A 17,544-nucleotide genomic window follows, 5' to 3' on the forward strand; every position below is an offset into this window, starting at 1 on the left:
TTTAGTTGTCATGCCTGACCTGATCCGGCATCTCATTGTCAGGTGGGTGAACTGCTAGTTAGCGGTGTGGGAGTCTTCAAATCAAAGATTGCTTCAGTCGCTAGACTCCTTCGCAATGACGAAATAAAAATAGTAGGTCATTCCGTAATGAAATGGAGGAATCTTTGCCTAAGTCTTATCGATATGGATTTCAATCGCTATCACCCAACCCCACCTTTTTATAGGTTTCAGTAACAGAGTCCTCAATTTTAGTATTGTGTGTCGACCAAAAATCAGGGTCTTCCTTAATTGATCTAATCTTTATGCTTGAAATCGGCAAATTAAGCTCAACAGTGGGTTGAGTATCAATATTTGTGGACACCAGTTCACGTACTTCCAACGTGCGATAGGAGGTATCTGTTTTTGTGTTGTTCCATCTCGAATAGCTCAGCTCACTCGAGTAATTCAGAAAATATTTTCCCTGATACTCTGTATAAGTCTGTGTGATTGAATAACCGTAGGGGTCCAATTCATAGTTCGGGAATCTTTTTAACTTGTACTTATCGCGCACAATTAAAATTTCGAATTTTAGAACTGCATAGTTTTTTGTGTGAATATAAATTGTTCCTGTCGCAGCAAGTGGCGAAGGGTAGCCGTATCCAGTTGTGTATGAGCCGGGTTTTTTACATTTAAAATTTATTTTGTACACCCGCTCACCGTTATAGGCGGTTATTCCTTCCAAATCTAAATCATAATAGGCTGGCCTATGTAAAACATTGTTTTTATGCAGGATTAAATCATGAGAATAAACTAACCATAACGACCCAACACCGTCCCAGGCATTTTTCAATTCTTCCTGATTGAGAATGTTTTTATACTGAAGTATTTTTCCTGTCAGTTTTTTTGAAGGCCTGATACTTGATTGATAACCTGTTCGATTACCAACTAATACCGAAGCGGTTTCATCGAAAGTAATAGAATCTTCCCGATACTTTTTCACTCGATAGAAGACTTCCTGCTGGCTGTGTCCTTGAAAATAGTTATCCTCAATTTTCTTCTCTGCCAGCTTTACTATCTTTTTAGCACTTAGTGGCTTTGAGCGAATAACAACTTCTTCTAGCTGAAAAGGCTCAGGCTTTAATCTAAATTCGGCAGTTGTATTTAACTCATGAACTGATATGGTGTCGTTCTTAAAACCGATGCACGATAGTACAATTCTGTCCTGCGGTTTTAGTCCTTCTGTAGAAAAGGAAAATGCTCCTTCGGCATTTGTTGCAATACCTTTCGAGGTATTTAAAACATAAATGTTAGCATATCCAATACCTGTGTTATCAGCTTCATTAATTACATACTTTAATTTCTGTGATTTTACAGGATCAGAGGCTTTTCTAGCAATTGTTTGAGCTGATTCATTTTTGTAGATAAATGATGGTGTATAGGAAGTCTTTATAAAAAATAAACCATCAAAAACTTTCGACCAAGGAGCGTAAACGGGTAAGTTGCCTAATGCTGATGAGTAGAAATACTGGTTATTAGCTAGTTGTTTATAATCGACAAAAGCATATTCAAACCCTTGTTCGTTTAACTCATATTCTATACTTCCTTGTGGTGGTTCCAAAGCATCTAACGAGATGGTATTAAACCCTAACATCCCGAATTCTCCTTCAAAAGATGAGAAGGCTATGCTATATAGTTTATCACCGAAATGATCTTTCAATAGTTGGCCCATAGGAACTGCACCTTCCATAGACTTATCAAGATCAAACGGTTCTTCACTTTTTTGCAGGGAATCAAATTTCAATATGTAATCTTTTGTGAGAGCTGTATTCTTGTAGCTTTTCACCTCATTGGCAAAATGATAGGAAGCTCCCCATCCAATTATCTTTTTATCCGGGTATAACTCCGATAAGAAGATTAGATTTTTTGCCATTTGAAGGTCTCTCGGGTTTTGAACTTTCACTTCATTTTCATTGAGAATATCCATTTCCCATTGTAGTAAAGCAACTCTGCCAATCAATGATTGTTTCATTACTTTAGCTTCAATCGTTTCTTTTTTGTCGATCAATTGATCAACTTCTTTAATTAGCTTATGGCAAGTGCTGAAGAAGAAAGTGGAATCAACTTCGTTCGAAAGCAGGAACTCCGGTCCACCATAGAAAACCTCATCTAATATTTGATTTTCCTTGTCATTCAGTTTGAGGTTATCGCCTAGTAACGCTTTGAAGTCAATTAAAAACTCCTCTTCAAAAATGAGATCACTTTGTGAGTCAAAACCAGTAACCATTAATGGCGTACCATTCTCTTTTTGTTGATGGATATACTGAAGAAGGGGCTTAAACTCTTTGCTGTCAGACCAAATTTTGAAAACACTATCTTCTATAGGGCTGGGATCAGAATTTGATCCGTTTACTTGCTGATAGGTTTTGTAATTATCGTAAAGGCCACTCTCGAAGCTCAAAATATCATAACCTAATTCATCATGTAGGTACTTGATGATCCGCACTTTTGCTGCGAAGGTAGCACCTTCTCCATGCGATTGTTCTCCGAGCAGTACGATTCGATTGTTTTTTAAGGTTTCCTTTAGGAATTCTAAATCACTAAAGTCAGTTGATTGTGGGGCAATCGAATTGATAGGATGAATTTCTAATTCATTGAAATGTTGGTTGGGTTGTGTGTAAGAAAAATTAAAAGCCAGTAGAAAACAGACAATGAAAAGAGTTTTTGATAAGCGCATGAATTGGTTTTAATGAAAAATATCAAACGCAGTAAATATATAATTATTTTAATATAAAATAGATTAAATAAATAAGTGTTTCACTACCACTTCACCCGCTGCTGATTTTCACTGGCTTTAATCAATTTATCTAACCTGGAGAGTCTTGTTTTCTCTTGCTTGGCACTCATTACCCAATGAACACACTGTTTTTTATAGAATGGAGGCTGGTTGTTATGGAATTTCCAAGCGTTCTTATTCTCTTTAAAGATTTTCTCATAATTCTTGGCCAGTGCTTCAGGTCTATTTTCGTAAGAGTAAATCTTAGATTTAGTTTTTAAGGAATAGGCTTTAAGTCCCGCCTCTTCCATCAATCCGGCTTCTTTTAGTTCTTCAACCTTTTTAATATTTACAGCACTCCAAATACTATCAGTCCTTCTGGGTGTAAATCGAACACAATAACTTTCTTCATCAATTGATCTTCTAATCCCATCGATCCAACCAAAACAAAGTGCCTGATCAACAGATTCAGGCCATGTAATGGAAGGCTTGCCGGTAGCTACTTTATAATAGCCAACAATGAGTTCAGTTTCCTTATCATGGTTCTCGGCAAGCCAATTTCTAAATTCCTGGGGTGTCGCAAAGAATGTGGGAGTCATTCTGTAAAGTTATACACTGGGGATTTTCTCTACTAATGCCTCTTTCCTGTTTTGGTCATAATAGGTACAGGTCATTTGCCTTATATCCACTACCCATTTTGTTATACCTGATTTGGCACAGTCAGCACAAAAAGTAGGATAATCCGTTTTGCCATTTTGATGAGCCTTGAGGTCATTTTTAAATTGTTCGAAATCACTTTGTTTCGCAATGGTTAATGGTTGATATTTAGCAGGGGAAGTAACAACATCATTGTTACTTCCAAAATAATCAGTATGCCCATCCGTTACATACGTTTCATAATTTGAAACACCTAGTTGCTTCAGGTCATTGATATAGTTTGGAAAATCTGCTCCCGATTTTACCTTTGAATGAGCTGCTTTTATTTGATCTAAGGTGAACATTGTATTTTCTTATTTAGATAATTTAATACAATATAATAGGTTATATCTGATTTGTAATAGAGAATATGAATGTGGTATGTTCATTCTATTCGTTCGGGAGCATCAAAGACTTAATCTAAACCCAAACACCTCTAAATCACCTTGATTAAAGTCAAGTTCCCTCGCTCTGATAAAGCCTATTTTTTCGTACATGCTCCACGCAGTTTCCATCGCTTTGGTGGTATGAATCACAACTTGCTTCACACCAAGTTCTTTAGCTCTGTCGATACACTTTTGTGTTAACTCTCTACCTAATCCAAGTCCGCGAGCCTCAGGACTCACTGCCAGTAGTCTGAAGCCTGCAGAGTTTTTTTCTTTCATTGCTCGCCCACCTGATGAATAATATTGCATGTCGCCAAAGAATACTACGGCACCCAGCACCTTATTGTCCCTAGAGTATGTGGCAAACAATTCTGTTTGAGGTTTTTGAGTTAACTCGCCTACATTTTGTAAGAATTCGTAATAGCGAGGCATTTCATCAGGCTTAGGAAATCCATCCAATTGCGAATATACTTCCACCATAAGCTGACCAATGGCCTTATAGTCTTTAGGATGTGCATTGATAATGCTTGCCTTATTGTGTGATTCTTTAAAGCGAGAGGCGAGGGGCTTGGCCTCCAGTAGTTGGTCAATTTCTGTTAGAGCATTTATAAATGTATTGTCAACTTGGAATAAGTCTTTTAGTGTTCGGCCGAAAGACTCCCAGACAGGAAGAAGTTTTATTTTTAGTTGTTCCCCTTTTGGCGTAAGCGAGACTACTTTGGATCGCTTGTCGGTCTTATTAGCCGTGATTTTAACCAGTTTAGAAGCCTCCAATTCGCGTACGATATTTTTAACGGTTATGTGCGTAAAAGCAATTTGATTGGCTAACTGGGTAATGCTTTGATTGTCTTGTTTGGACAAAGCATAAAACACGGCAAACCAGCTTGACTTAAAGTTTAGGCCAAGTTCAGAATATATTTTATCACCATCAATTTGTAGCTTTTCATAGATTCTGCGCAATCGCGAACCAATTGATAAGTAACCAATGTCATTGAGTATATTCATTTATAAAAGTATTTTCATAAAAATATGAAAGTACTTTTATATAATTATTAAAATGTTAGAATTATTTTAAGAACCCAGGGTCTTTAAACTTTGGATTGGGGTATTTATAAAAGCCTTCGCCCGTTTTAATGCCCAGTTTACCTTTATCGAGATAATGCTCTTTTACATAGGCTGCATTGGCTAATTTCTGTTTGTCGTTAAGTAATGTGCCCCAATGATGCTCTATGTTGTAGGCCGTTTCTAGTCCTACCACATCTAAAATCTGAAACGGACCAGACGCAAAACCGGAAACCAGCATGGTTTTATCCACATCTTCATGAGTTGCAACACCATTGGCTACTAATGCCATGGCGGATGAAACAAACGGCACTAAAATAGAATTGAGGATGTAGCCGTTCTGCTCTTTATTCAGCTGAACAGGCACCATACCAATGTCCTTAGCAAATTGAATGGTCTTCTCGGTAGCAGATGCATCAGTACTTTTATGACCCATAATTTCGGCAATATTATTTTGCCAGATATAGTTGGCAAAGTGCATGGCCAAAAACCGCTCAGGCTTAGATACAAACTCCACAAAATCACTAGGCAATAGGGTAGAGGAGTTGGTGGTGATAATGGCTGAGTCATCAATATGTTTAGAAAGCTCCTGGTAAAAAGCGGCTTTAATTTTCGGATTTTCGGGTACTGATTCACTCACCAGGTATACATATTCACTCGCTTGTTGTATGTCTGTAGTAAATGACAAGTTTTCTATTGCCCTTTTAATTTGAGATTCATCCGATCCCTTATCCATATAGATTCTAGCATAGCGTTGGTGAAATTTTTTACAGTCCTCCAGTCCGCTTTCGTTTTTATCATAGACTATCACTTTAAACCCACTGATGGCAGTTTGCCATGCTATTTGTGAGCCCAAGGTGCCACCTCCGGCAATCATAATTTTCGTCATGCAGCTGCTTTTTTGTTCAAATATTTTAGCCCCAGTGCTGCTTTAAGTTCTGATAAAATATTTTGAACCTGAGCTAGCTCTGTGTCTTCGAATCGCAATAATGTGTAGGTTTTGCTTGTCGTTTCTAAATCAATAAAATAGTGGGTATGAGAAACACCATCATTAAACGCATTGGAATCCTGAAACTCCTCAAAAGTGGAAATACTCATATCTTTCACCTCATTCAGTTTAAAGGTTTTGGTAAATGATCCATAAATCTTGTAGAAGCTAATAACATTATCGTGGTTATTGATGGTTATGGAGTTGGGTATCTCTGTTTGTTTCAAGAGTTTGTAACCTGGGTACAATGATAGAAATGCAGCTAGTAAAGCGAACGCTCCATTTAGCGTAATAAGTGTTAGGGGTATGGCAATGAGCAAAGCAATAAATGCAACCAGTGAAATACCTGTTGCCACTTTCTTGGAAGTGATATACACCGATGAACCCTTAACAAGGATGGAATACCCTTCGGATTCAAATATTCTTTGTGAATTTTCGCTTATCACCTACGTAAGTTAGTAAATTGTACTCAAATTATCAGCTAATGACATTAATCAGACTTTTCGTGCTCACATTATTATCTATTGCCATGAATGCTAACGCACAGGAACTTCCATTTCGGGAAGTATCAGATTATCCCAAAAAATATACTGCCGGAACTACAGCTGCCCGTACGATTGAAGGGTTGGGGTTTCGATATTACTGGGCTACGGATTCATTAAGAGACGAGGATCTAAGCTATAAACCAAGTGAAGATGGTCGGACCATTCTGGAAACGCTACATCATATTTACGAGATGTCATTCATGATAAAGAATGCAACATTAAAAGAGGTGAATGTACTGCCCGATACTGTTGACTTTGATATGATGAGGAAAATAACCCTGGCCAACCTGGAAGTGGCGCATGCCAAGCTAATGTCAGTCGATGATATGTCCGACATGAACGTAATTTTTGAAGGTAAAAACAGAAGAGTGGAGTATCCTTTCTGGCATCTATTAAATGGCCCGATTGCCGATTGTACCTGGCACGTGGGTCAAATTGTTGCCTTTAGAAGGGCTAATGGGAATCCTATTGCAACTGGGATAAGTTTTTTTAATGGTACAGCAAAGCCCTAATCAGGGTACTTTTCCTGCATTCTCTGGAATGAAAGGGTGATCATTTTTTTCAGCACGTCCATATCCACCTGATCCAGTGATTTAATGTACAAGCAGCTTTTACCAATCTTATGCTTTCCTAGTTTTTGAAGTAGCTCATCATATTCCTTAAAACCTGCCATCAGATAAATGGTGAGGGCTTGCTTACGTGGTGAGAAGCCAGCTCGAAAGAAATCGCCTTCACGGCCACTATCATATTTGTAATGATAGTCGCCAAAACCAATGATACTTCCGCCCCACATTTTTGGTTCTAGCTGAGTTATATCTTTGATAATCTCAAGAATACGGAAGCTATCCTTTCTTCTGGTTTCATCTTCCACACTTTCTAAAAACTTGACAACAGATTGGTTGTTAGCGGTGGTTTTGTTTTGGGACATAGTGTTAAGCATTGATTATCAACCATTAAATTAACAAATACTCTAATGCCATAGTAAGCTCAATCTCGAAATATTGATTATATTAATCTTTGATTTAGCCATGAGAATAGTTGGTATCATCTTTTTAACACTAGTATACACTACTGCATTTGCACAGGATTCAGTGATAGATAGCCTTGAAGCTGTTTTAAAAACATTGCCTGAAGAAACAAGTAAAGTAGATACCCAATGTGCGCTGGCCTTAGCTTATTACAACTCCAACGCCAATAAAACCCTCGAATACGGCCAGAAGGCTAAAGAGCTTTCACAAAAATTAGATTACAAAAAAGGCATCTTAGAGAGCTTGAAAATGATTGGTATCGGCCATTGGATTAAAGGGAATATAGAGGAGTCACTTGCCAATTATCAGGAAGCCTTGGATTTGGCTATTACGTTAAAAGAATACCGTCATGAAGCTACGCTGTATAATAATATGGCCGTGGTGCATAACGATCAAGGCGAATATTATATCGCGCTCAATTTATTTTTCGAAGGGTTAAAGGTGCTCGAGGAATCAGAAATCAAGGAACTCATCCCTTCCTTTATTCAGAATATCGGAGATACCTATAAGGACTTAGAAGATTATGAAAATGCCATTCGCTACACGGAAAAAGCTATCAGTTTATTTCGTGAATTAAATAATGAAACGGGGCTGGCTGTTTGCATCAATAATCTTGGTGAAATATATACTATCCAAGGCAAGTATGAGCGGGCACTGTCGAATTTGATGGAATCTCGAAATTTATTCATCAAATATGATAATACGAGAGGTGAGTCTATCACCACTCGCAATATTGGTGACATTTACCTTAAAACAGGAAGATTAGAAGCCGCCAAAAGTGAACTATTAAAAGCCATGCGACTATTTATGCAACTAGATAATCAGCATGGACTAGCACATACTTTGAATCAACTAGGTCAGTTGGAGTTTGAAAATGGAAATAAGACAAAGGCTCTTGACTATTTTAATGAAGCTTATGACATTGTTAATGACATTGGTCTAAAAGACATACAACGCGATGTGCTAGCCTCATTGGCTCGATATTATAAAAATGAAGGTGATTATAAAAAGGCACTTAAATATTATGAAAGTCACCTTCAGCTACGTGATAGTCTTTTTAATATTGACAGAAACCGACAAGTAGTTGAACTTCAAACGCTTTATGAAAGTGAAAAAAAAGAGCGTGAAAACATTCAGTTGAAAGAAGAGCAGTTAAAAAAAGATGAGTTGCTGATGCAGCAGCTTTCCAGGCAGCGCATGCTCATTGCCTTTTTGATAGTGACTACTGTATTTGTGGTCGTTCTGATTTATTTTATTATTCAATCGCGTAAAGCCAATAATAAATTAAAAATGTTGAACAAAGTGGTTGTGGAACGCAACGAAGAAATTCAGGCGCAATCAGAAGAGTTGAATGAGGCTTATGAAGAGATTAAGACTATTAATGCCAACTTGGAGCAGACTGTACTGAGTAGAACGGAAAAATTAAATAAGTCGAATGCTGAATTGTCAGAGTTTCTTTACCGTGCCTCGCATGATTTAAAAGGGCCCATTATGACGCTACAGGGGCTAGCATACCTTGGTAGCAGGGATGGAGAAAAGACCTATGAAGATATAATTGAGCGAGTGAATAAAACAGCGGACGAAATGAATTCAACGTTGAATAATTTGCTGCACGTAAATGTAGTGCGTAAGAGCGATCTTGCTAATCAGAAAATAGATTTTGATGAGATTGTAAAAAAGGTGGTAAAGCCTAAAGCAAGACTTATTAGCGATAGGGGGATTTCCATTAAAACTACCATACAAGTAGATAATACATTTGACTCAGACCCTGATTTGTTGGGAATAATCTTCGAGAATTTGATCAGTAACGGTATTCAATATTGTGACCCAAACAAAGATGAAAAGAGGGTTGAAGTAACTATTACAGGCAGACAAGATTCAGTTCTAGTACATGTATGTGATAATGGGGTGGGTATTGAAGGTGATCAGTTGGAGAAAATTTTTGAAATGTTCTATCGAGGTAATATTCGTTCTCATGGCAATGGGTTGGGCCTGTACATCACTAAGGTGGCGGTAGAGAGCCTGAAGGGTAAAATAGAAATTAACAGCGAAGTAGGTGAGGGTACCGATGTGAAGATGGTTTTTCCAAGAATTCCCTCCGTTTAAACCTGCATCCACGACCATAAAATATATGCCAGTAAGAAACCACCAATAAGTGCAATAATTAGTCTTTTTATAAACCGAATTCTTTCTTCTTTTTGTCTTTTTATAAGCAACTCATTTACATAAGATTTTTGCTCACTGGAAAGGGGTTGTACATGCTCTTGCTTTATATCACCTTTCGGACTAATTGATTTATCTTGGTTATTGAATAAACTATTTCTCTTTAAAAGATTTCTGTTTTGCTGAAGCCTTTTATTGGCATCATGCATAAAACCACCTGCTCCGCCTCCCATAATTAAATCAAGTTAGTATTTTATAAATATAGAAAGATAAAATACTTCCGATTAAAAATGTGATTGTGGCTGCAACCATTGTTTTTGATCGTTGTATAATAAATTCTTTACGTACTTGCTCTCTTATTAATCTTAGATCATCTTGAGTAGCACGTTTATAAACGAATTTCTTTTTGATCAGAACTTTTTGGTACGTTTTCTTAACTTTTAATCGATGTGATTTTTTTCTTATGGCACTATTATTTCTAATAGAACCAATCATATCATAAATAAAACCTGCTCCCCCAGCCATTACTTAAATATCTCCACTTTTCTGGCGCATACTCTCATAAGTATAAAGGACAGTATAGCCGTACATAAATACATGGCCGCATAAATATAATTCTGTAGAATTAAGCTGCCTGTTGAAAATAAAATACAATAGGCCATTACGATAGCACTTAACCAACATACAGCCAAGATGGCCAATCGCTGAATCTTCCAGTCTTTACGGAAATGCCTCCAATCACCTTCCGGTTGTATTCTATCGTAAAAGGCTTTTAATACTTCGCCATCGGTTCTGGAAGTGTAGGTGGCTATAATCCAGGAGATGGTTGTAAAACCTACAGTAAAGAAAAAGCCCTTTGGATTTTCGCCAATTCCCAGGGCCCAAGAAGGGTCATATATCACGAAAACATATTTGGTGAGTGCGTAACCAATAAAAGGTGCAATGGTAGCTACTATTTCACTCCATGCATTAATTCGCCACCAATACCAACGTAAGATCATTACCAGACCTAAACCAGCACCACACTCAATGATAAATGCCCACACGCCAGATATGGTTTTAATTTGTGTAGTAACGAAAATGGCAATGATCATTATTAACACGGTCACTATTCTCGAAGCCTTAATTTGTTGCTTATTGTCGGCCTTTTTGTTGATAAAGCGATTGTATAAATCATTAATTAAATAGCTTGTTCCCCAGTTTAATTGTGTTGAGATGGTACTCATATAAGCTGCAAAAAAAGCTACTAGCAACAGACCTTTCAGCCCGGTGGGAAGGTAGTCTTTCATGGCCATCACATACCCCAACTTACTATCTTCTGCACTTAATTCTGGGTATAGTATCACAGCACAAAGTGCTACGATTATCCATGGCCATGGGCGAATACAATAATGTGCTATTTGAAAGAAAAGGGTAGAGTAGATGGCATCTTTCTCCGATTTTGTACTCATCATTCGTTGTGCAATGTATCCGCCACCACCGGGCTCGGCACCCGGATACCAACTTGCCCACCACTGAATACCGATGAATGCAAAGAAACTACTAAAACCCAGCACGAGAACGGTACCTGAATTTTCAGAACCGATAGTCGGAAAGAAAGAAAGCGACCCATCCGGGAGATTGGCTTTTAGGTTTTGTATGCCACCAATTTCATCGGAGTTAAGTACTATGATGGCAAGAACAATACTGCCAACCATGGCAATTACAAATTGAATAACATCAGTAAAGGCAACTCCTAACAAACCAGACATAGCTGAATATAACGCTACTACCACCATGGCGGCTGCAACATAAAAAATTTGTTCATTGGCCGGAATGTCAAAAAATACTTCCAGTAAAGACATTAAAGCTACATTTACCCAACCTATGATCAGTACGTTCATAAACAACCCAAAGTAGATTGCTCTAAAACCTCTTAAAAATTGCGCTGGTTTACCGCTATACCTTATTTCGATAAGTTCTAAGTCAGTAAGTACGTTGGCTCTGCGCCAATAGCGTGCAAAGAAGAATGTGGTAAGCATGCCACCGGCCAGCATATTCCACCACAGCCAGTTTCCTGCAATTCCATTTTGAGCCACCAGCTCAGTAACAGCCAAGGGTGTATCAGCGGCAAAAGTTGTGGCCACCATCGATATTCCGGCTATGTACCAGGGCAGGTTTCTGCCACCTAAGAAGAATTCACTAATATCCTTACCTGCCTGATTTTTATACTTTAGGCCGATGTATAATGTAATAACAATAAAAACGGCAATGATCAGGTAATCCAGAAATTCTAACTGCATGTATTGGTATTTTGGTCTCAAATTAGATTAAAATATTTGTGCTACAAAAACTTATCTTTGACCAATGCCATTCTCGCACAGAATAACCGTTAAAGCTGATGATATTGACCAAATGGGTCATGTAAATAATGTGGTGTATTTGCGTTATGTACAAGAAGTAGCTGAAGCTCATTGGAAATCATTTGCATCCACCGAATTACAAAAAGAAGTATTATGGGTGGTACTACGTCATGAGATCGACTATAAAAAACCAGCATTTGAAAGTGATGTACTAACAGGTGAGACTTGGGTTGAGGAGGCTTCGGGACCTAAAATGCCAAGAAATGTAGTGCTAAAGAATACCAAAGGAGAGATAGTAATTCAGGCTAGAACTACATGGTGCGCACTTAATTCATCCACCATGCGGCCACAAAGAATAGAAGAGTCATTGTATCATCAATTCAAGTAGCATGAAGGGGTATTGTTCAACGGGCAAGAATTATTACCACAATAAGGATGCAGCCGAAGAGGCACTTATTGAGCACTTAGGTAGAAATAGCTATGCTAAAGGAACCGGGCCCATCAATGTTTATCTATGTGAGTTTTGCGATGGCTACCATTTCACATCCAAAGGCGAGGAAAGTGAATTATTACATGACCCTGAAGTTTTAAGAAGAATCAAGAAACTCAGAATTCAATCCGAATGGGACGATAATTATTAACTACTCTTGAAAAGCAATCATCATTGAAAGGGCAGGTACATTTAATGTGTCTTGCAAGTTTGTAATTCCTGCTTCATCTATTTCACTACCTTGCACCGCAATAGTCCATTTGCCTGTAAGAGGCAGCGTTACTGCCGATTTGTTTGCGTTGTAGATTACCAAAATATTCTTCCAGGAATCGCTATTGGCATTGTCATGTATCTGATAAGCAACAATACCAGGATTTGAGGAAACAAAACTTAGTTTATCTCTTACCATTTGGGCATTCGGCATATAAAAAGCTGGATGATTTTTTCGTAGTCCTATGATTTGCCTATAATACTCAACAATATGATTATATTCTGCTTTCCTTGTCCAATCGATCTGATTTACTGAATCTGGCTTATTATACGAATTGTGTTCACCACCTTTTGTTCTAAGCATTTCAACTCCGGCATGTAGAAAAGGAACTCCTTGAGAGGTTAAAACAATGGCATTTGCCAACTTATGCATGGCTTCAATTTCAGCTGGAGTTGCATCCTGTTGAGAGATTGTGAGCTTATCAAATAATGTATGATTATCATGGCAAGAAACATACGAAACTGCCTGCCAAGGCTCATTGGCCCATGAAGTATCAGAATAATTAACTTTTTTATATTCAATTTGAGGATGATCAATGGAGCCAACAACGCCAAATTTTATAGTCTCCTCCAGGTTTTCGTCACCACTCACAAACCCTGTGCTTTTCTCATCGAAAACAGAACCTTTAATGCCATCTCGAATATCGTCACTAAAGGCACTAACGTTGGGCATTTGTTTGGTGCTGGCCTTTAAAGCCCTATTGGCTTGGGGTAGAGGAGAATCTCCGGCAGTCCAGCCCTCACCATATACGAATGCATTAGGATTAATTTTCTTCACTGCCAAAGCAACCTCATTCATCGTTTCTATGTCGTGAATACCCATTAAATCGAATCTAAAACCATCTAAATGATACTCTTTGGCCCAATATTTTACTGATTCAACTATAAATTTTCGAGTCATTGGCCTATCTGAAGAAGTTTCATTGCCGCAGGCTGAAGCATCGGACCATTTTCCATCAGCCCACTGGCGGTAGTAATAACCAGGAACTTCCTGATTAAAATTAGATTCGGCTGTTTTTCCTGTATGGTTATACACAACATCTAAAATTACACCTATGCCAGCCTCATGGAAGGTTTTAACCATTTGTTTAAACTCTTTAATTCTTACTTCGGCATTATAAGGATCAGATGAAAATGAACCTTCAGGTACATTGTAATTTTGCGGATCATAGCCCCAGTTAAATTGGGCACTATCTAAATTTGTTTCATCAATTGAATAATGATCAAAAGTTGGTAGTAGATGCACATGAGTGATACCCATTTCTTTTATATGATCTATACCTGTGGCTATTCCTTTTGGAGTACGTGTTCCTGATTCAACTAAGCCGAGATACTTACCCTTAGCAGAAGCTCCACTCGAAGGGCTAATTGTCATATCTCGAATATGCAGCTCATAAATAATAGCTTCATTAGGAGTTTTAATTTGAGGTCCTTTATCTACATTCCAACCTTCTGGGTTGGTCTTTTCCAAATCGATGACCATTGCTCTATGACCGTTTACACCAACAGCCTGAGCGTAAATTCCTGGTGTTTCATTGAGCCATTTTCCATTGATTTTTACCTGAAATGTGTAGTAAGTTCCGGCATGATCCCCAGGGATGTTTTTACTCCAAACCCCCTCAGAACTTTTAGTTAATGTGTGTGATTCATGGCTAATGCTGTTATCTCCATCTTTGTAAAATAACAACTTCACCTCCTCGGCTGTTGGCGACCAAAGCTTGAAGGTTGTAGCGGTAGGGGTGTAATCAACCCAAAGATTTTCTTCTGTTGGTGAGGGGTATTTGGTAAAGTCTGAATATTCGACTCCATTTTTGCAGCCAAATAATATTGCTGAAAAAGCAGCAATTAATTTTACCCTTCTCATGAATTTGAAAAATTAGAAGCTCACTTCAACAGGCGAGACTTTATAGCCTTTGGTTTCAAGTAAGTTCAAAAGACTTACATCACCAACTAAGTAAGGAGCACCAAGAGCTATAAAAGTGGGCTTGTCTTTCATCATTTCCTCTATTTTAGGTAACCAGCCCAAAGCTCTTGAATCGTAATACACTTTTTTGAATTGCTGACTTTCATTTGTAGCCTTAAAAGTTTCATTTTTCACTTTTACAAGATCCTGATTTTTTAGGTAATCAGCTACCATCTCATCGTACTCAGCAATATGTTGATCAAAGTTATTAACAGTATGCTTTAAGGCTTCCACCTGATCTTCTATTGGAAATTTTTCAAAAGCTGCAATTTCCTCTTGTATAGTTCCTAGGCTCTCTGTCTTTAGCTTGTGCTTTTTTGCCACCTCGTGCAATTTGAGTTCAGTATAAACAATGTTATCACCCAGCTTCAGTGCCGTGGTTGTAGGTACCAGAATAATTGGCTGTAATCTGCTGTAAAAATCATGATATGCATGTTCTTTAACCTCCATATCAAGCAATAGTAATAATCTCAGTTGGTTCAGTTCGTCATCTGTCAAATAATCGTTAATCCAACCGTTATTAGGTATTTTAACAGCTTCGTTGAATTTCTTTTGAGTCTTTCTGTTCTGCTCAAACTTTGCAGCATACACTTCACACTCTTCCATTGCTTTATCTACAGCTGCAGGTATTTTAAACTGATCTGCAGGTAAGAAATTGATAATACCCATCAAATAAGAGGGTTTCTCCAAACCATTTCCGGTTACCTTATACAATACTGACTTTTCCTGTGCTTGCAGCGATGCCGCAATAAAAAGAAGCGCAACAATAAATCTACCAACCATGAGCTTATTCGATTAATTAAGGATGTGCAATATAATGAGCCGAATGCTTAGGTAGAAGAAAGATGTTAAGAAATTACTGTCGATGTAATTTTTTTTAAAAGATTGTAGAATTAGTACATAAATTCATAGGCACTTTTATATAACCCATTACTTTGGGCATACTCAATAAAGGCATTGTAGAATTTGTTCTGGCTCAAAGTGGCGCTATCGCCTACTACCACTAATTTCTTTTTTGCTCGTGTCATGGCAACGTTCATTCTTCGCTCATTGGCAAGAAAACCTATTTCACCTTTTTCATTAGATCGCACCATGCTTATGTAAATAATATCACGTTCCTGCCCTTGAAAGCCATCGATGGTGTTAATTGACAACTTGCCTTCAAAGCCTTCCGGGGCTTCAATTCTTTCTTTTAACCGTGTAATTTGCGCACTGTAAGGAGCAATAATACCAACGCTTAGTTCTTTGGTGCCTCCAATGCTAATAAGTTGGTTTAAATAGTTTGTTAAATGTGTTTGTAAGATTCCGGCCTCTTCTTCATTAAAAGAGCTTTTTGTTTCGGGGTCAATAGATTCGTAAAATCCGGTGCCTGCAGTGTCAATGAATTCCAAGGGGTCATCTTCAGGGAAAATAGTGTGGTTTGCCACTGAAGTATGTGCTTTTAGTTGACCATCGTAGAAGTAATTATTGGAAAAGCCCATAATGACCTCATTCATTCTATACTGCACCTGAAGTAAGGTTTGAGCTTCATTTTTTCGCATAGCTTTCTCAAACAAACTTACATCTAAACCGCCCTTGGCTGCTTCCATCGATTTGATTGTTGGCGGAAGTTGGTGATGATCGCCAGCGAAAATAACACGCTCGGCTTTCAGAATGGGTATCCAGGTAGCAGGCTCTAAGGCCTGAGCAGCTTCGTCAATAAATACCGTTTTAAATTTGATACCCTTTACTGCATAATTATTGGCAGCCACGAGTGTACCTGCAATTACCTGAGCCTTAGAGATGATGTCATTCGTAATATAGAAATTCAGTTGCTCGGCTGCATCTTTGTATTGATGGGCCTCATCATATAAAAGTTTACGCTGTTCACGCTCAGCATAGCCAAAAGAGCGTTTGTACTTTTTGGCCATCCCAAAAAACTCATCGGCCTTCTTACGCATGGCCTTGTAATCTTTAAAATCTTTATGATTGGCTATTTTGGCATCAAGGGTTAAACTCAGCATTTCCTCTGTTACTCTGGCAGGGTGGCCAATTCTCAACACATTCACCTGATGCTCGGTAAGCTTTTCTACAAGTAAGTCCACCGCATTATTACTTGGTGCACAAACCAAAACCTGATTCTCAGATTTTAGTGTTTCAACGATTGATTCAATGAGTGTTGTTGTTTTTCCGGTACCGGGAGGCCCATGAATCACACTTACAGTTTCAGCATTTAATACTTTATTTAAAGCGGTATTCTGGCTATCATTTAAGCCTTGTGATTGATAAGGTTTGCTTTCTTTGAATAAGGGTGTTTCATTACCCAGTAGTATATTTTTGAGTTTTAGTGTATGTGCTTCTTCGGTTTTGATGAGCTTCTTGAGCGCCTTGTTCATTTCCCTGTAGGAGCTTTCATCAAATAACAACTGCACGCCCAGTTGTCCTTTTTTCATCCAATAGGGCTCGTCATCGCTATTTAAGGTGATCAGCATCTGATCTTTCGAAACATTGTTAACTACTCCGTTGATACTTTCTTTATTCTCGCCTTCCGCACTGAAAAAACTCACCAACTTACCCGATGAAAATAGATGAGGCTCCTGATACTTGTCAGGTCTTCTAACACTAATTACGAGCCGCTCACCTGCATTGAATCTCGTGTTTTCTATGATGAGTGGGAACCAACACACGCCTTGCTTTCTGCGCTCTGCAATAGAAGTATCGCTCATTTTAAGTTTATATTGGAGAAGGTCTTCTTCTTTTTCGATTTTAAGAAGTTCTATAAGTCGCTTAATTCCCTGATCTATATCCGGCATAAAAAAATATTGAATTGCAAATATAGAAAAGGAACCACCAGCCTATATTGTTTTGTTACTATTGAAA

At 38.1% G+C, this 17,544-nt stretch carries 17 protein-coding genes; 4 read left to right on the plus strand and 13 right to left on the minus strand.

Annotation, left to right across the window (positions count from 1 at the left end):
* Positions 1–190: 190 nt before the first annotated feature.
* From JR347_RS10555 to JR347_RS10580, 6 genes are all read right to left on the minus strand, one after another.
* Complete coding sequence (locus JR347_RS10555; RefSeq protein ID WP_205720569.1) at positions 191–2,713, minus strand: erythromycin esterase family protein; 2,523 nt, start codon at positions 2,711–2,713, stop codon at positions 191–193.
* Positions 2,714–2,796: 83 nt separating this feature from the next.
* Entirely contained in the window at positions 2,797–3,351 is a 555-nt protein-coding gene (locus JR347_RS10560; protein WP_205720570.1) for a YdeI/OmpD-associated family protein, read from the minus strand.
* Between the two features lie 9 nt (positions 3,352–3,360).
* Positions 3,361–3,753 (minus strand): DUF1398 domain-containing protein, encoded by a 393-nt coding sequence (locus JR347_RS10565; RefSeq protein ID WP_205720571.1) that lies wholly within the window; start codon positions 3,751–3,753, stop codon positions 3,361–3,363.
* A 102-nt stretch (positions 3,754–3,855) separates the two neighbouring features.
* A complete protein-coding gene (locus JR347_RS10570; RefSeq protein WP_205720572.1) occupies positions 3,856–4,839 on the minus strand; it encodes a bifunctional helix-turn-helix transcriptional regulator/GNAT family N-acetyltransferase in 984 nt (327 codons plus the stop codon).
* Positions 4,840–4,900: 61 nt separating this feature from the next.
* Entirely contained in the window at positions 4,901–5,785 is an 885-nt protein-coding gene (locus JR347_RS10575) for a 3-hydroxyacyl-CoA dehydrogenase (RefSeq protein ID WP_205720573.1), read from the minus strand.
* Complete coding sequence (locus JR347_RS10580) at positions 5,782–6,330, minus strand: hypothetical protein (protein ID WP_205720574.1); 549 nt, start codon at positions 6,328–6,330, stop codon at positions 5,782–5,784. The genes JR347_RS10575 and JR347_RS10580 overlap by 4 nt, the downstream gene beginning before the upstream one ends.
* Positions 6,331–6,368: 38 nt before the next feature.
* Here JR347_RS10580 and JR347_RS10585 point away from each other — a divergent pair, with 38 nt between their 5' ends.
* Entirely contained in the window at positions 6,369–6,941 is a 573-nt protein-coding gene (locus JR347_RS10585) for a DinB family protein (RefSeq protein WP_205720575.1), read from the plus strand.
* Here the strand turns inward: JR347_RS10585 and JR347_RS10590 are convergent.
* Positions 6,938–7,357: a DUF1801 domain-containing protein gene (locus JR347_RS10590; RefSeq protein WP_205720576.1), complete on the minus strand. Its 420-nt coding sequence runs from the start codon at positions 7,355–7,357 to the stop codon at positions 6,938–6,940. The genes JR347_RS10585 and JR347_RS10590 overlap by 4 nt on opposite strands.
* Before the next feature lie 100 nt (positions 7,358–7,457).
* On the opposite strand from JR347_RS10590, the gene JR347_RS10595 reads away from it, so the two are divergent.
* A complete protein-coding gene (locus JR347_RS10595) occupies positions 7,458–9,563 on the plus strand; it encodes a tetratricopeptide repeat-containing sensor histidine kinase (protein ID WP_205720577.1) in 2,106 nt (701 codons plus the stop codon).
* On the opposite strand, the gene JR347_RS10600 is transcribed toward JR347_RS10595, so the two are convergent.
* From JR347_RS10600 to JR347_RS10610, 3 genes are read right to left on the minus strand one after another with little or no spacing between them, the layout of a single operon-like run.
* Positions 9,560–9,853, minus strand: a complete 294-nt coding sequence (locus JR347_RS10600) for a hypothetical protein (RefSeq protein WP_205720578.1) — start codon at positions 9,851–9,853, stop codon at positions 9,560–9,562. The two genes, JR347_RS10595 and JR347_RS10600, sit on opposite strands and share 4 nt — an antisense overlap.
* 7 nt (positions 9,854–9,860) lie before the next feature.
* Positions 9,861–10,145 carry a hypothetical protein gene (locus tag JR347_RS10605; RefSeq protein WP_205720579.1) on the minus strand — a complete coding sequence of 95 codons (285 nt, stop codon included), beginning with the start codon at positions 10,143–10,145 and terminating at the stop codon, positions 9,861–9,863.
* Complete coding sequence (locus JR347_RS10610) at positions 10,145–11,902, minus strand: sodium:solute symporter family protein (protein ID WP_205720580.1); 1,758 nt, start codon at positions 11,900–11,902, stop codon at positions 10,145–10,147. The genes JR347_RS10605 and JR347_RS10610 overlap by 1 nt, the downstream gene beginning before the upstream one ends.
* A gap of 64 nt (positions 11,903–11,966) precedes the next feature.
* Between JR347_RS10610 and JR347_RS10615 the strand changes: the two genes are divergently transcribed.
* Both JR347_RS10615 and JR347_RS10620 read left to right on the plus strand, forming a co-directional pair.
* Entirely contained in the window at positions 11,967–12,350 is a 384-nt protein-coding gene (locus JR347_RS10615) for an acyl-CoA thioesterase (RefSeq protein WP_205720581.1), read from the plus strand.
* Between the two features lies 1 nt (position 12,351).
* Entirely contained in the window at positions 12,352–12,603 is a 252-nt protein-coding gene (locus JR347_RS10620; RefSeq protein WP_205720582.1) for a hypothetical protein, read from the plus strand.
* Here the strand turns inward: JR347_RS10620 and pulA are convergent, their stop codons facing one another.
* The 3 genes from pulA to JR347_RS10635 form a co-directional block, all read right to left on the minus strand.
* A complete protein-coding gene (pulA, locus tag JR347_RS10625) occupies positions 12,604–14,586 on the minus strand; it encodes a type I pullulanase (RefSeq protein ID WP_205720583.1) in 1,983 nt (660 codons plus the stop codon).
* Positions 14,587–14,598: 12 nt separating this feature from the next.
* Positions 14,599–15,468 carry a TraB/GumN family protein gene (locus JR347_RS10630; protein ID WP_205720584.1) on the minus strand — a complete coding sequence of 290 codons (870 nt, stop codon included), beginning with the start codon at positions 15,466–15,468 and terminating at the stop codon, positions 14,599–14,601.
* 110 nt (positions 15,469–15,578) lie between these two features.
* Complete coding sequence (locus JR347_RS10635; RefSeq protein ID WP_205720585.1) at positions 15,579–17,477, minus strand: AAA domain-containing protein; 1,899 nt, start codon at positions 17,475–17,477, stop codon at positions 15,579–15,581.
* Positions 17,478–17,544 lie beyond the last annotated feature (67 nt).

It is taken from the genome of Fulvivirga lutea, assembly GCF_017068455.1.
In the GTDB taxonomy this organism is placed as follows: Bacteria; Bacteroidota; Bacteroidia; order Cytophagales; family Cyclobacteriaceae; genus Fulvivirga; species Fulvivirga lutea.

Excerpts from the sequence above, each read along its gene's own strand:
- JR347_RS10555 (WP_205720569.1), bottom strand. The coding sequence starts at position 2,713 with ATGCGCTTATCAAAAACTCTTTTCATTGTCTGTTTTCTACTGGCTTTT.
- JR347_RS10560 (WP_205720570.1), bottom strand. The coding sequence starts at position 3,351 with ATGACTCCCACATTCTTTGCGACACCCCAGGAATTTAGAAATTGGCTT.
- JR347_RS10565 (WP_205720571.1), bottom strand. The coding sequence starts at position 3,753 with ATGTTCACCTTAGATCAAATAAAAGCAGCTCATTCAAAGGTAAAATCG.
- JR347_RS10570 (WP_205720572.1), bottom strand. The coding sequence starts at position 4,839 with ATGAATATACTCAATGACATTGGTTACTTATCAATTGGTTCGCGATTG.
- JR347_RS10575 (WP_205720573.1), bottom strand. The coding sequence starts at position 5,785 with ATGACGAAAATTATGATTGCCGGAGGTGGCACCTTGGGCTCACAAATA.
- JR347_RS10585 (WP_205720575.1), top strand. The coding sequence starts at position 6,369 with ATGACATTAATCAGACTTTTCGTGCTCACATTATTATCTATTGCCATG.
- JR347_RS10590 (WP_205720576.1), bottom strand. The coding sequence starts at position 7,357 with ATGTCCCAAAACAAAACCACCGCTAACAACCAATCTGTTGTCAAGTTT.
- JR347_RS10595 (WP_205720577.1), top strand. The coding sequence starts at position 7,458 with ATGAGAATAGTTGGTATCATCTTTTTAACACTAGTATACACTACTGCA.
- JR347_RS10600 (WP_205720578.1), bottom strand. The coding sequence starts at position 9,853 with ATGGGAGGCGGAGCAGGTGGTTTTATGCATGATGCCAATAAAAGGCTT.
- JR347_RS10605 (WP_205720579.1), bottom strand. The coding sequence starts at position 10,145 with ATGGCTGGGGGAGCAGGTTTTATTTATGATATGATTGGTTCTATTAGA.
- JR347_RS10610 (WP_205720580.1), bottom strand. The coding sequence starts at position 11,902 with ATGCAGTTAGAATTTCTGGATTACCTGATCATTGCCGTTTTTATTGTT.
- JR347_RS10615 (WP_205720581.1), top strand. The coding sequence starts at position 11,967 with ATGCCATTCTCGCACAGAATAACCGTTAAAGCTGATGATATTGACCAA.
- JR347_RS10620 (WP_205720582.1), top strand. The coding sequence starts at position 12,352 with ATGAAGGGGTATTGTTCAACGGGCAAGAATTATTACCACAATAAGGAT.
- pulA (WP_205720583.1), bottom strand. The coding sequence starts at position 14,586 with ATGAGAAGGGTAAAATTAATTGCTGCTTTTTCAGCAATATTATTTGGC.
- JR347_RS10630 (WP_205720584.1), bottom strand. The coding sequence starts at position 15,468 with ATGGTTGGTAGATTTATTGTTGCGCTTCTTTTTATTGCGGCATCGCTG.
- JR347_RS10635 (WP_205720585.1), bottom strand. The coding sequence starts at position 17,477 with ATGCCGGATATAGATCAGGGAATTAAGCGACTTATAGAACTTCTTAAA.